This window comes from Candidatus Poriferisodalis sp., assembly GCF_965205175.1.
In the GTDB taxonomy this organism is placed as follows: Bacteria; Actinomycetota; Acidimicrobiia; order Acidimicrobiales; family Poriferisodalaceae; genus Poriferisodalis.
In genome coordinates this window covers 103,940-117,096 of the sequence record NZ_OZ242038.1, presented here as the reverse complement: position 1 = coordinate 117,096, position 13,157 = coordinate 103,940, and the positions used below count along the sequence as shown (strand labels likewise).

12 protein-coding genes are annotated in these 13,157 nt (G+C 66.9%); 5 read left to right on the top strand and 7 right to left on the bottom strand.

Annotated elements, in window-relative coordinates; translation table 11 throughout:
• Nucleotides 1-87: 87 nt before the first annotated feature.
• The 4 genes from ACOGI4_RS00510 to ACOGI4_RS00495 form a co-directional block, all read right to left on the bottom strand.
• Nucleotides 88-1,419, bottom strand: coding sequence for an HNH endonuclease (locus ACOGI4_RS00510; protein WP_419842005.1), 1,332 nt, complete (start codon nt 1,417-1,419; stop codon nt 88-90).
• 154 nt (nt 1,420-1,573) lie between these two features.
• Complete coding sequence (locus tag ACOGI4_RS00505) at nt 1,574-2,686, bottom strand: hypothetical protein (protein ID WP_419842004.1); 1,113 nt, start codon at nt 2,684-2,686, stop codon at nt 1,574-1,576.
• 149 nt (nt 2,687-2,835) lie between these two features.
• Nucleotides 2,836-3,624, bottom strand: a complete 789-nt coding sequence (locus tag ACOGI4_RS00500; RefSeq protein WP_419842003.1) for a hypothetical protein — start codon at nt 3,622-3,624, stop codon at nt 2,836-2,838.
• Nucleotides 3,625-3,664: 40 nt separating this feature from the next.
• A complete protein-coding gene (locus ACOGI4_RS00495; RefSeq protein WP_419843053.1) occupies nt 3,665-5,224 on the bottom strand; it encodes an acyl-CoA dehydrogenase family protein in 1,560 nt (519 codons plus the stop codon).
• A gap of 279 nt (nt 5,225-5,503) precedes the next feature.
• On the opposite strand from ACOGI4_RS00495, the gene ACOGI4_RS00490 reads away from it, so the two are divergent.
• Both ACOGI4_RS00490 and ACOGI4_RS00485 read left to right on the top strand, forming a co-directional pair.
• On the top strand, nt 5,504-6,025 hold the full coding sequence (locus ACOGI4_RS00490; protein ID WP_419842002.1) for a MaoC family dehydratase: 522 nt from the start codon (nt 5,504-5,506) through the stop codon (nt 6,023-6,025).
• Entirely contained in the window at nt 6,003-6,914 is a 912-nt protein-coding gene (locus tag ACOGI4_RS00485; RefSeq protein ID WP_419842001.1) for an A/G-specific adenine glycosylase, read from the top strand. Before ACOGI4_RS00490 ends, ACOGI4_RS00485 begins: the two co-directional genes overlap by 23 nt.
• Nucleotides 6,915-7,025: 111 nt before the next feature.
• Here the strand turns inward: ACOGI4_RS00485 and ACOGI4_RS00480 are convergent, their stop codons facing one another.
• Complete coding sequence (locus ACOGI4_RS00480; protein ID WP_419842000.1) at nt 7,026-7,544, bottom strand: UGSC family (seleno)protein; 519 nt, start codon at nt 7,542-7,544, stop codon at nt 7,026-7,028.
• A 151-nt stretch (nt 7,545-7,695) separates the two neighbouring features.
• The gene (locus tag ACOGI4_RS00475) at nt 7,696-9,261 is read right to left on the bottom strand and encodes a thioredoxin family protein (protein ID WP_419841999.1); all 1,566 of its coding nucleotides are present in this window, start codon (nt 9,259-9,261) and stop codon (nt 7,696-7,698) included.
• Between the two features lie 107 nt (nt 9,262-9,368).
• Here ACOGI4_RS00475 and ACOGI4_RS00470 point away from each other — a divergent pair, with 107 nt between their 5' ends.
• Both ACOGI4_RS00470 and ACOGI4_RS00465 read left to right on the top strand, forming a co-directional pair.
• A complete protein-coding gene (locus ACOGI4_RS00470) occupies nt 9,369-9,887 on the top strand; it encodes a flavin reductase family protein (RefSeq protein ID WP_419841998.1) in 519 nt (172 codons plus the stop codon).
• Nucleotides 9,888-9,974: 87 nt separating this feature from the next.
• Nucleotides 9,975-10,349, top strand: a complete 375-nt coding sequence (locus tag ACOGI4_RS00465; protein ID WP_419841997.1) for a MauE/DoxX family redox-associated membrane protein — start codon at nt 9,975-9,977, stop codon at nt 10,347-10,349.
• Nucleotides 10,350-10,411: 62 nt separating this feature from the next.
• Here the strand turns inward: ACOGI4_RS00465 and ACOGI4_RS00460 are convergent, their stop codons facing one another.
• Nucleotides 10,412-12,535, bottom strand: a complete 2,124-nt coding sequence (locus ACOGI4_RS00460) for a S9 family peptidase (RefSeq protein WP_419841996.1) — start codon at nt 12,533-12,535, stop codon at nt 10,412-10,414.
• A gap of 46 nt (nt 12,536-12,581) precedes the next feature.
• Here ACOGI4_RS00460 and ACOGI4_RS00455 point away from each other — a divergent pair, with 46 nt between their 5' ends.
• Nucleotides 12,582-13,100 (top strand): gamma carbonic anhydrase family protein, encoded by a 519-nt coding sequence (locus ACOGI4_RS00455; RefSeq protein ID WP_419841995.1) that lies wholly within the window; start codon nt 12,582-12,584, stop codon nt 13,098-13,100.
• The last annotated feature ends 57 nt before the right edge of the window (nt 13,101-13,157 follow it).

The following is a 13,157-nucleotide window of genomic DNA, read 5'->3' as shown; positions in this document are numbered from 1 at the left end:
CGCCCTCCACGTGCCGGTGATCCCCAGCCACCTGCTCACTACAAGCACAGCAGTGCGAGCCAGTGGCTGAGCAGCTGCTTGGGGCGGTTATGGGTCGGGGGGTGGCGGGGCTCGATGCTTGGGTGTTGGTGGATGCGGTCGGGGTCGGTTGGGGTTGGGTGTGGTGAGTGTGTAGTGGTTGTGGTGTTTGGTGATGTGCCAGTGGTGTTGGTGGATGCGGTCGTGGCAGGACCAGCACACGAGGACGAGGTTGTCGAGTCGGGTGGCGCCGCCGTGTGACCAGGGGGTGATGTGGTGGGCTTCGCAGTCGGCGGGGGGTGCGTTGCAGCCGATGCAGGCGCCGTCGCGTGCGATGAGCGCGCGGCGTTGGGCTGCGGTGGGGGTGCGGCTGGGGGTGGTTTGGTGGACGGGTGTGAGCGGGTCGCTGAACAGCACGAGTGAGAGGTCGTTGTTGCAGGCGAGGCGTTGCAGTGCGGTGGGCGTGATGGGGCCGGTGCCGGGGATTTCGGCGGTGCCGCCGGGTTCGCCGAGCAGTGCTGCGAGGTCTGCCCGCACGATGATCTGCGCAGTGCCGTGCGGGCTGCGGGCCGGCTGTGTTGCCGCAGCAGCGCCGCCGGGTGCTTGGGTGCGGCTGCCGGGTTGAGTGCCGGTGAGGAGGTTGGCGAGGGCGTCGGCCATGCGCTGATCAGGGGTGCGCAAAGCGGTGCCGGCCGCTGCGTCGCCGGCTGTGGCGCCGTGGTCGGCCGAGGTGCGGCGTTGGCCGTGCTGCTGCTGCTGCTGGTGTTGGCGGCGGTCGTGTCGGCGGAGTGCTTCGGCGTGGTGCCGCAGGGTGCGCTCGACGCGGGCGCCGGTCTCGGGGTCGAACGCGCCGCGCATCTGCACTGACCCGTCGTCGCCGTTCCAGAACCGCACGCTGCGGCTGCGCCGAAGCCGAGCGTGCCGTTCGGCTGCGGCTTGGGCGGTGAGCTGCCGCGCGGTCCAGCGCTGCGCCGCCTGGGCGAACTCGTCGTCGGGCAAAGTCCTGGCCAACTGCATCAGATCGGCGGAGCCCTGCACCGCCGCAGGCCCCGCGGAGCGCGCTGCCTGGGTGAGCCTGGACGCGTTCGCGAAGCTGATCTCGCCCGCCGACACCGCTCGGCGCGCGGCGGGCAGCTGGGCGAGCTGCGCGTCGGTGCGCACCTTGCGGACAGCCTCTGAGCGTGACAGCCCGCCGAGCCGGCTCAACAAGCCGACCCCGCCGTCGCCGTGACGCTCACGAGACGCCACCACAGACGCTGCTTTGGTCTCGAGCAGCTCCACACGGCTGCGCAGCGACTTCGCCGCCGACAACGCTCTGCGCAGCTCCCCAGTGGACGCGTCCTCCACCGCGTCGAGCGCCGATCCGACCTCATCGAGCGCTTGCTCCACATGCGACAACACACAAACACTCTAGCACGAAACCCAAACAATACAACGTCAATTTGGTAAGGCGCTTGATGGACAGACTGTGAACGGCGATACGAGATCAGCGATTCTCGCATTCACGTGACGATGTCCGTGGAGCGGTCCTGCTTTGGGCCACCGAATCCAAAGATCAGTGCCGTTCCACATTCTTCTGACGGCGGATGTTGTCACAGACAACTTGAGGAAACAGCGTGCTCCACATCTCACCGGTCATCTGGTTCTCTCGGTGTTTCTTGCAACAGCAGATAGGTACTTGAAGTTCATCAAGGTCGCACTGCATCTTTTGGGCATTCTCCACCAGTTTCTGCCGCATCTTGGCCTTTTCGGACTCCTCTATCGATCTGTTCTCGAACCGATATCGACAACATTTCTCATATCGGAGAAGCGCTTGCAAATCGTCGCTAAGCCCAACACCGGCCTGAGATTCACATGAGCTTACGCGATCTTTGATCGAGATCCAATGAAGCTCGCCTCCCTCGGTCAAGCCCAATGACTGCTTCTTTACGCGACTGAGCGAGGAGGGGTGACAGATTACATATGGTGACGCAAATTGGTCCGGGGTTCCCGCTAACTGCCACTTCAGTGTCTCGACACTATCTGCGCTTGCGCGCACTACATTGACATCACCAGCGGCGACTTCGGGTGTGCCGCAGACGACAATCCGCGGCGTCAACGGCATCATGAATAGAGCAGTTCCTGCGCCGTGGCCTCCCCAATCCTGTGCATGAAATACGGGAAAAGCGCCCAATACAATTGGCTCACTCGGAGGAAAGACATTGATTTGAATTCCACACTTGTAGAAATCCCTGACTTCATTTTCGCGCGCTATAATATGTGCCGTTGATTCGACATCATCGAGTATGCCGTTTTCTGAAACGATCCATTGCCGTGCAGCGACGCTCAGAGAACGACTGTAATGCAGTGCGACCAGTCGCTTCAGGGTATTGTGGTGTTCGGGGACAGATATGAACTTCTCCATCGCCTTACGACACTGCCGACGCGACCCCACCAATTCGGATAGTCCCGCTATCACCTTGCTCATGTCGAACTCTTCGCGAGACCAATCATTCTCCATGTCTGCCGTGGACAGATGCCGAATGTGGTGTAATCCCTTACCCCTTTTCGACATGCTCACTTTGACGCCGTCACGATGGTACATGCACACGACGCCGACTTCGTCGTTCTGCGCCCACTGCTTGATCAAGAATTTGCTGATGTAGTGTTGTGCCGGATCGGGGGCCATCGAGACCTAATGTAGCGCACAATTGGTGGATTTGCATGAGTCCGTTTGCGCGTGGTGAGATGGCGGCGAGATGTTCCCGGCATCTGCGCGGATGGGCACTGTGACGGTGGCGCGTTGTTCGGCCTTGAGGGCGCTGCGATGTTGCTGGCTCAAGCGGGGCGGAGCAGTTCCGGGGCGAGGGAGCAGTCCGCACGCTGCCATTCGGCGGCTGGTTCGATGCCGTTCGGACCGACGACCTGGCTGAACAACCCGAACGGCACGATCTCTTCGTCGTGTTCCCACGGCTCATGCGCCACGGCAGCTGTGGCGGCTTCGAACATCTGCGGCGGCAGCGCTCGGCCGTGACCGATCACGCACCACACGTCCGCACCCGTGACGTACCCGACCGCAGCAGCGGCATGAGAGCCACTCGCGGCAATCGCCGCAGCGGGACCAGCGGCCGCTGCTTCCACCAAGATCACCTCGGCACTCGAGCACGCGGCTGCCAAGCCGGTGAGCGGCACCTCTGACACATCGCAGCCTTCGCCGGCCAGCCGTCGGGCCAAGCCCGCGCCCTCGCCGTAGGCGTCGATGATGCGCACGCAGACGTCGGGTCGTCGTGCGAGTCCCTCGGCGGCGAGGTCAGGCCAGCCCATCACGCACACCGCAGCACCCTCGGGCAGCGCATCGGCAGCGTGGTCAGCGGTGGCATCGGCGCGCAGCTCGGACACGAACTCGCGTGCAGCGCGATACGGCTGCGAGGACGTGCAGACACGAGCCGCCATGGCCCACAGCGCCCCGGCAATCGGATGCCTGCTCAGGATGCGGCGGCAGGCAACGACCAGCGACTGGGGATCCGACGACAGCGCGCCGAGCGCTGAGGCGGTCTCGCGCACCAGCACTTCTTGGGACAGGTCGCCCGCACGAGCCACGTAGCGCAAGTGCTCGATCGGATGCACACGCCGACGGTAGCCCGCACGCCTCGGGTGGGATGCGCCGTTACGCGTGCTGCGCTTGGAGCCGCCGTGCGATGACCTTGAGGCACAGCGTCTCGTCCGCTCCTTCGAAGATGGACAGCACCCGCGCGTCCACGAAGAGCCGGCTCACCGTGTACTCCTCGGCATAACCGAAGCCGCCGTGCAGCTGCTGTGCTTCGCGGGTCACCCACTCGGCGGCCTTGCAGACGTAGGCCTTGATCATGGAGGCCTCCAGCGCGCCGTTACCTCGCGCCATCATGCGCGCCACTTCGTAGCTGTACTGGCGGGCGGCAGCGATGATCGCGGCCATGCGTCCCAGCTTCGCCTGCGTGAGCTGGTACTCGGCGATGGGCTGGCCGAACACCCTGCGCTCCTGCGCATAGGAACGGGCCTCGTCGTAGGCCGCCTGCATCACACCCACAGCGCGAGCAGCCGTCTGCAGCCTTCCGTTCTCGAACCCTGCCATCTGCAGATAGAAGCCCTGCCCGATGCCGTCGCTGCCGCCGATGAGGTTCTCCGCCGGCACGAACCAGTTGTCGAAGGCGATCTCGAAGCTGTGCATGCCGCGGTAGCCCAGCGTGGGAATGGCCCGTCCCTCGATCGTGCCGCTGCGTTCGCCGCTGAACTGGAATGAGTGGCCCGCAGCCCGGGGCTTGGGCACGATGAACAGGCTGAGCCCTCGGTGGGCCTTGCGTCGATCGGGATCCGTGCGCGCCAGCAGCATCAGGACGTCGGCGCGGCCGGCGAAGGTACACCACGTCTTGGTGCCCGAGATCAGCCAACCGCCTTCGGTCGGGTTGGCAGTCACCGCCAAGTTGGCCACGTCGCTGCCGTAGTCGGGTTCAGTGACCGCCACGGCCACCATCGTCTCGCCGGTGGCGATCCGCGGGAACCAGTGCCGCTTCTGCTCCTCGGTACCGCCTCGCTCCAGCGCCCGCGTCAAGATCTCGGGTCGAGTGATGAGCGAGCCGCCGGCCCCCAACGACGCCCGGGACAGCTCCTCGGTGGCGATGACCATGCCGAGATAGTCGCTCTCGGTACCGGAGGCGAATCCGCCGTACTCCTCGGGGACCGACAATCCGAAGCAGCCCAATTCGGCCAGTCCGGAGATGATCTCCTCGTCGATGTCCGCATCCGCGCGGTGGATGTGCTCGGCGGCGGACGCGATCTTGTCCTGGCCGAACCGTCGGAAGGTCTGCCCGACGAGCTCGAAGTCCTCGTCGAGGTGGCTGGGCGCCTCCACTCCGGCGAGTGCGGCGACGAACGCCGGGTCGCGATAGGCCGCCACGAAGTCCCGGACGCCGTCCAGTACGCCTGCTTCGAGACCCCACTGCGATTCACGTGCGAACAGGCGAGCCTGGAACTCGCCGAGGACGTCTGCGATGAACCCGCAGGCCAAGCCCGCCTCGGCCTCGCCGCGCGACCCCCAGTCGAGCAGCGGCTCGCAGATCTTCATTGCCGATGCGGTGTGCGCCAGGTCGTACAGGAAGCACTGATGCTCGTCGCCGAGGCCCACTGCGTGTGCGCCGGCTCGGGCAGCCGCTGCGGCGCCGACTGCCAGCGCCTGTGCCGCGGCTTCCATGTCGGGTGCAGGCAGTGTGCCCGTCGTTGGCGTCGTGCTCACGGGGGCTCAGGCTATGGGCACCACGGCTGGCTGTGGGCTTCGTTTGTGGGTGCCCCGACCGTGCGCCATGCCGAGGCGTCAGCGACGATCCGGCTGGCAGGCGCCAGATGGGCGGACGCCCGATGCCCTGCGCCCAAGCTCTACGATGACGCGGCCCGCCCTCTGGGTCCGCCCCGCGCCAGGCCGACCAGCCTGCTCGCTGGGCCCGCCCACCGCTATCACCGCACGGAGCATGACGTGACCGTTCATGACCGCCCCTTCGGCCGCTACTTCGAGGACTTCGAGGTCGGCGACGTGTACCGGCACTGGCCCGGAAAGACCGTCACCGAGGCCGACGATCATCTGTTCTGCATGATCACGATGAACCATCATCCGCTGCACACCAACGAGTGGTTCGCGCAGCACGAGACGGTTCACGGACGCAACGTGGTGGTCGGCAATCTGGTGTATTCGCTGGTGCTGGGCATGAGCGTGCCCGACGTCAGCGGCGCAGCCATCGCCAACTTGGAAGTGGAGTCGCTGACGCATTCGCGCCCGACGTTCCACGGGGACACGATTTACGCGGTCACCGAGGTGCTCGACAAGCGGGAGTCCGGCTCGCGGCCCGACCGAGGGGTGGTGACGGTCAAGACACGCGCGTTCAACCAGCGCTCCGAAGAGGTCTGCTGCTTTCGACGCAAGGTCCTGATCTGGAAGCGCGAGGCCGCACCCGAGCGTCGCTTCCCGTACAGCGACGATGCGGCTGTCGGTCGCAGCTGAACGACAGCGACGGCGCCGCCGATGCGCAGCGCTGATGCAGTGGTGGGAAGCGCAGCGGAGAGATCTGCCGTGGCGGCGCACCCGCGACCCGTGGCTCGTGCTGATGTCCGAGTTCATGCTCCAGCAGACGCAAGCGGATCGAGTCGTGCCGTATTTCGAGCAATTCGCCGCGCACTGGCCGACGGTTGAGCTGCTTGCACGCGCCGAGCTGGCGGAGGTATTGAGCGCTTGGCAGGGACTGGGCTATCCCCGGCGAGCACGCAACCTGTGGCATACGGCGACCTTGGTCACGCAGCGCCACGGCGGCCAGGTGCCAGCCGATCTGGAGGCACTCCTGGCGTTGCCCGGTGTGGGTCCCTACACAGCGCGGGCAGTGCAGGCGTTCGCCTGGGGCCTCGACGCCGGAGTCGTCGATACCAATGTGGGCCGCATCTTGGCGCGCTGGTTCGGCAGCCGCCTCGCGTTGGCGCAGGCACAGCGAGCAGCGGACGTACACGTGCCGCCCGGCGAGAGCTGGTCGTGGAATCAGGCGATGCTGGACCTCGGCGCCAAGGTCTGCACCAAGCGGAACCCGAGGTGCGGGCTGTGCCCCGTGCAGCGCTGGTGCAGTTGGGCCGGCTCAGATGCACCGGACCCGGCCCTACGCAGCGCCGGCGTCAGTGCGAGGCAGGCGCCGTTCGAAGGCAGCGACCGCCAAGCCCGGGGCCGGCTGCTGGCTGCATTGGCAGACCGGGACCTTGACGGCGCTGACGCAGCCATCGCCATGAACTTGGCCCACGATGCGCAACGGGCTGAGCGGATCGTTGCCGCGCTGGTCGCCGAGGGCTTGGCGAGCACCGTCGAACGCCGGCTTCGGCTCGGCTCGCGTGCACCAGACAGCTTCCCATAGCTGAACGCGCAGACGGCGGGCAGCGGACCATCCGGCGAGGTCGCGCAGCAATCTTGGTGTGCCGTGGGCTTGCGTCAGCAGCGATGGTCAGTTCGCCGGTCGGCCCGGGGCTCAGGCAGCTACGAGCTGTTCGATCAGTTCGTCGAAGGCCTTGTCGGCGATGGCGACCATTTCGTCGTCGGTGCGATCCTGGATGGGGTGCTCCACCCAGACAGCTGCGGGGTCGAAGCCGAGCGCCTTGCCCTGCGCCTCGGCACCGTCGACGAACTGCACGGTGGCGACGAACACGGAGGGGATGCCACGGCGCTCCAGATCGGCGATGTCGTGCACACTGCACGACGTGCAACTGCCTCAATCGGCCAGCGCTTCGATCACCACATCGCACTTGGTGGCGATCTCGTGGCGCAGGTCGACCGGTGCCGGCTTGGTGAACGTGGGCTTGGCGTAGCGCTCGACACGCATGCCCCGCTCGGACAGTCGCTCCTCCAACCGGTTCAAAAAGAGGTCGCCACGGGGCTTGCTGATGTCGAGCAGGCCCACCGTGAGGCCGTCCAGCGAGTCCGGGCGGGCGACCCTCGCTCGGTGTGCTGGCGCGGCCTCATTCGTCGGATCCAAGACGACGGTGCTCATGGCATCCCCCCTGTGGTTTGCCGCTCACGGATGTGCCGTGCTCGATGTGGGCTGCTGCGACTGTAGCCGTCCGCCGACGACTGCGCCGCCAGGACGGCCCGCTGATGCGGCAGGGCACCGCTCCCGCCGAGGCGCGCGCGGCGGGAGCCGGCTAGCGCCACGGGTTGATCTCGACGCATACCGGCTGAGCGCCCACCTCGCCGTTGACCCAGCCGCCGATGACGGCGGAGAACAGGCCTGCCCCGCCGCCGCAGTACACGAGGTGCAGGCCGCCTTCGCGGAATTTGGGCAGGTTCGACCCGGCCAAGAACTCGGGCACCCCTTCGGCGATGCCGCCGGCACCTCGTACCAACTCGGCGCCGGGACGGGTCGTCAGTTCGTTGATGCGTTCGGCGATCTGATTGCGTGTCCAGCCGCTGTCGATGAACACACGAGCGTGATCTGGCGCAATCGCCAGGAGTGCATCGAATCCGAGCACCAGCTTCGGATGATGCAGCGCGATCAGCGCTGCCGCCAAGGTGCGTGCCAGCGACTCGGGGTCGCGAGCGAGCTGGTCCACCACCGAGCGGGGCGCCTCGCCCGGGAATGCGGTCACCGTGTTGGTGCCAGCCGGATAGCCGAAGTCGGTACACAACGGCGCCCAGCAGCCGCGCGCAGCTGTGTTCCCAGCGCTGCCGTCAGCCTGCGTGTCATGCTCATCTTCGATCTCAGCGAAGCAGAAGCCCACCTTTCCGGGCTGGCCTAGCGCGGCTCGATCCACCTCGCCCGGTCGACCGCCGCCCACGTTGCGGACGATCAGCTGCACCGCTCGGCCGATCGTGCTGTTGGCACGATTGCCTTGGCCGAAGACGTTCATGCCGCTGTTCATGCCGATGTCACGGGCTATCGGCCCGTTCACCACGAGCACCGGCCCCACCGGCATGGTCGTGGCCAGCAGCCCGTGCATGTTGAAGGTGTCGTTGCATACGGCCGTCAGCGCTGCGAGCACAACCGGGAAGTACTCGGGCCGGCAGCCGGCCATGACGGCGTTGACGGCCGCTTTCTCCACCGTGCAGTCCGTCAAGTCCGGAGCGACATTGGCGACCACCTCGCTCGGCGCCCGCGAGGTTCCCGCCAGCATCGCCGCGACCCGCGCGGCGGTCGGCGGCACCAGCGGCAGGCCGTCGGACCAGCCTCGGTCGAACATCGCCTCGTGGACGTCCTCTTGGCTGCCGAACTCCACCCGACGAGCGGTCATCGTCGACCCGCCGAAGCGCGCCGCCAACACCTCCGCGTGCGCCGGGTCCACCGAGAGCGAGCCGCAGCCCGGACGATGCTCAGGCAGCTGTACGCCCAAAGCCTCGAGACCGGTGAACGACTCCCACTCGGCGCGGGACCAGCCCACGATGCGTCCGCGTTCCTGCCCGCCGACGAAGCGCATCAGCGTCGGCACGGTCTCGATGTCGTGGTGCCAGGAGAAGCTGAGGTCGTCGTCGCGGACTCTGGCGGAGACCGCCTCGGGGAACAGCGGATCGTCCTGGGTGAACACGGTGAGCGAGTCCCGAGCCTCGATGTCCGCCAGCACTGGCGCGACGAGTTCGCAGGTGGGGCAGTCCCGCTTCACGACTGCCACCAGGCCGTCGCGTGGCGTTGGCTTGGCTTCCGTGCTGTCCGTCGAGGTACTGAGTGCCGCGGTGCTGGACGTGTTGCGCGCGTTGCCTGCGTCGCCCGGTGTCATGGCCGGAGGCTACCGCAGGGCCCCGAGGGGATGCCCGAGTTCGCCATGCCGAAGCTCGGCGTGCCTGGGTCGTCGTGTGTGGATTCGCCTTGCCTAAGGTTGGCGTCGTGAGCGACGCGAGCGACCAGGCCGACGACCAGGCCGACATCGGCCAAGACATCGAAGCCAGACACTTCCGAAATGTGCTCGGACACTTCGCGACCGGCGTGACTGCCGTGACCGCCATGAACGAGAGCCGGCCGGTTGGCATGGCCATCGGCTCGTTCACCTCGGTGTCGCTGGATCCGCCGCTGGTGGCGTTCCTGCCCACCAAGGACTCCTCGTCGTGGGGCGACATCCGCGCAGCCGGCTGCTTTTGCGTGAACGTCCTGGCGCAGGATCAGATGGCCACCTGCGGCGTGATGGCTAGCCGCGCCGCCGACAAATTCGCAGACATCGCCTGGCGTCCCGGTTCGACCGGCGCGCCGATTATCGACGGCTCCGTCGCCTACATCGAGTGCACCATCGAGAACGTCTACGACGGCGGCGATCACGACATCGTCGTCGGCCGGGTGGTCGAGATGGACGTCCTCGCTGCCAAGGCTCCCATGCTGTTCTGGAAGGGTGGCTACGGCACGTTCGCGTGACCGCGCAGCAGCGTGGCCCTGTTTGTCCTGCTTGCCGGGTATGCCGGGCCACCCGTTGATCGGGTGTCAGCCTGATCGGGAAGCCCGGTGATCGGTGCCGTCGCTCGCGTGGGGCTCGGAGTGCTGCTGCTGGCATCGGGGGCGCTGAAGCTGCGTGACCGGTCGTGGCCGGCGGCGGCCGCAGCCATGGGTGCCCCCCGGTGGTCGGTGCCGTTCGTCGCCCCCGTCGAAATCGTGCTGGGGGCGGGATTGGCTGCCGGGGTCGGCGATCCGTGGCCTGCGTGGCTGGCACTCGGGCTGCTGGCGGTCTTCAGCGCGGCATTGGCGGCGGTCCTGCGTCGTCCGCCGGCGCAGCGGCCTGCCTGCGCATGCTTCGGCCGCTGGTCGGCACAGCCGGTGGGTCCAGGCGCCCTAGTGCGCAACGGCGTGCTGGTGCTTGTTGCCGTCATGGCCCTGTTCTGAGCAGCCCTGTTCTGTGTGGTTTGTTCTGACTGGTCTGTCGCTTGGGCTGCTGCGGCCCTTGGCTAGGTCACCTGCAAGACGTCGCAGATGAACGCCAAGATGAACGCTTCTTCGCGCCACGCGTCGTAGCGGCCAGAAGGGCCGCCGTGGCCGGCCTCCATCTCGGTGCGCAACAGGATCGGCTGCGACGACGTCGTGGTGGCTCGCAGCTTGGCGACCCACTTGGCGGGCTCCCAGTACTGCACTCGCGGATCGGTCAGGCCCGCGGTGACCAGCAGCGCCGGATGGTCCGCCGGCAGCACGTTCTCGTACGGCGCGTAGGACCTGATGGTCTCGAACACCTGCGGGTCTGCTGGGTCGCCCCATTCGTCGTACTCGGTGACCGTCAGCGGAATCGCCGGGTCCAGCATCGTGTTCAGCACGTCCACGAACGGCACTTCGGCCACGACTGCGCAGAACAGCTCTGGGTGGCGGTTCACCATTGCTCCCATGAGCAGGCCGCCGGCGCTGCCGCCGCGGGCACAAGTTCGATCCGAGTCGGCCCAGCCCTGCTCGATCAGATGCGCTGCGCAGGCGGCGAAGTCATCGAACGTGTGGTGCTTGTTGGCCAGCTTGCCGCTCTCGTACCACGACCGTCCCAGCTCGCCGCCGCCGCGGACGTGGGCGATAGCGAACAGCACGCCACGGTCCAGCAGCGACAGTCGTGCCGTCGAGAACGATGCAGGCATCGCCATCTCGTAGGCCCCGTAGCCGTACAGCACACAGGCGGCCGGCCAGCTCACCGCACTCGGCTTCCACACCAGGCTCATTGGCACCGCCGTGCCGTCGGGGGCATTCGCGGCGATGCGCTCGGTGCGGTAGGCGCTCAGATCGACATCGCCGAGCACGGGCAGCTGATCGAGCAGTTCTTGGCGTCCGGCGTCGAGGTCCAGCTCGAAGACCGACGGCGGCGTCACCATCGACGTGTAGCCGAAGCGGTAACGCCGCGTGTCGAACTCGGCATTGCCTCCGCCGCCCGCCTCGTACACCGCTTCAGGCAGCTCGATCTCGAACGACGGCCCGAGCTCGCCGGGCCGGGCACCGCGCGTGTCGTGAACTCGCATCGTCCTCAACCCGTTCTGCCGTTCGTGAACCACCACGAAATCCGCGAAGCAGTCCACGTCCTCGAGCCGGATGTTCCCTCGGGCGCCGATCAGCTCACGCCATGCGCTGCTGGGAGCTGCATCGCTGACTGATGCATCACCTTCGGGTGCGTCAGCGGCAAGCGGGATCGGCGTTTCGAGCAGCCGGAACTCCGGTGCTGCATCGTTCGTGACCACGAGCAGCCGGCCGTCTTGGTGGTCGACGCCGTACTCGATGCCGTCGCGACGCGGCTGCACCACCAGCGGCTCGGCCTCCGGACAGTCGGCATCCACCAGACGCTGCTCGGAGGTGGTCTTGGACTGCGAGCCGATGACGATGAACCGCTCGCTGCGAGTGCGATCGACTCCCACCCAGAACCGCTCGTCGTCCTCCCGGTACACCTCGACGTCGTCGGCTGGGCTGATGCCTACGACATGGCGGACGACGCGGTCGGGGCGCTGCGCCTCGTCTGTGCGTACGACGAACAGCGTGGAGTTGTCGTTCGCCCACACCAAGCCGTAGCCGAGGTCGGTGAGGCCGCATCCTGGCGCAGGCACATCGGGGCCGTCCAGCATCGCGCCGCTGGCAATATCGACCACGTTCAGCGAGTAGGTCTCGTCGCCCTCGGTGTCGACGGTGAAGGCGAGCACGCGATGGTCGGGGCTGACCGTGAGGTCTCCCACAGCGAAGTACTCGTGGCCCTCGGCCAGTTTGTTCTCGTCGAGCAGGACAGTCTCGTCCTCGTCGGTGCCGCCGCGTGGGCGCCGCACATGGATGACGTACTGCAGACCCTCTACCGTGCGTGCTCGGTACTCCCAGTCGTCCTTGGGCGTCGGCAGCGACTGGTGGGTCTCGGCGGTGCGAGCCTTGATTTCGCGGAAGATCGTCTCCCGCAGCTCGGCCAAGTGAGCGATGGCGGCCTCGGTATAGGCGTTTTCTGCCTCGAGGTAGCGCCGCACGCCGGGGTCGTCCCGATTGCGCAGCCAGTGCCACGGGTCGGCGGTCTCGGTGCCGTGGATGCGCCGCAGGTGAGGCCGTCGGGGCGCCGAGGGAGGCTGGATCACAGGCGGCGCACGGTATCTGCGGCGAGCCGCGAGTAGCGTCGCTGACGTGCCCGTGTACGCGCTCGGCCCACATCTGCCGGACATTCATCCCGACGCGTTCGTGATGCCCGAGGCCGTCATCATCGGGCGGGTGAGGATCGGCCCCGAGGCGTCGATCTGGTCTGGTGCCGTGCTGCGTGGCGACGACAACGACATCGTCGTGGGCGCAGGGACGTCGGTGCAGGACAATGCTGTGCTGCACGTGACCGAGCAATGGTCCACGACTGTCGGAGAGCGCTGCACCATCGGGCACTTGGCGCACATCGAAGGCGGCGTCGTACACGACGAGGCACTGGTCGGCACCGGTGCCATCGTGCTCCACGACGCGGAGATCGGCGAGCGGGCCTTGGTCGGTGCCGGCGCGGTCGTGCCTGGAGGCATGAAGGTGCCGCCCGGCACCATTGCGGTCGGCACGCCCGCCAAGATCCGCGACAACGTCGACACTGCGCCGCTCATCCTGCCGGGCGTGCAGAACTACTTGGACCGTCGGGTCCGCTACATGGGTGAGCTGCGCCGCATCGACTGAGCTGTCTCGACTGGGCCGCCTTGACTGGGCCACATTGGCCAAGCGGTGTCGGCCGTG

What these genes read in the sequence shown, in the direction of transcription:
- ACOGI4_RS00475 (WP_419841999.1), bottom strand. Translation starts at nt 9,261, where the DNA reads ATGACACCGGGCGACGCAGGCAACGCGCGCAACACGTCCAGCACCGCG.
- ACOGI4_RS00485 (WP_419842001.1), top strand. Translation starts at nt 6,003, where the DNA reads ATGCGGCTGTCGGTCGCAGCTGAACGACAGCGACGGCGCCGCCGATGC.
- ACOGI4_RS00505 (WP_419842004.1), bottom strand. Translation starts at nt 2,686, where the DNA reads ATGGCCCCCGATCCGGCACAACACTACATCAGCAAATTCTTGATCAAG.
- ACOGI4_RS00495 (WP_419843053.1), bottom strand. Translation starts at nt 5,224, where the DNA reads ATGGAAGCCGCGGCACAGGCGCTGGCAGTCGGCGCCGCAGCGGCTGCC.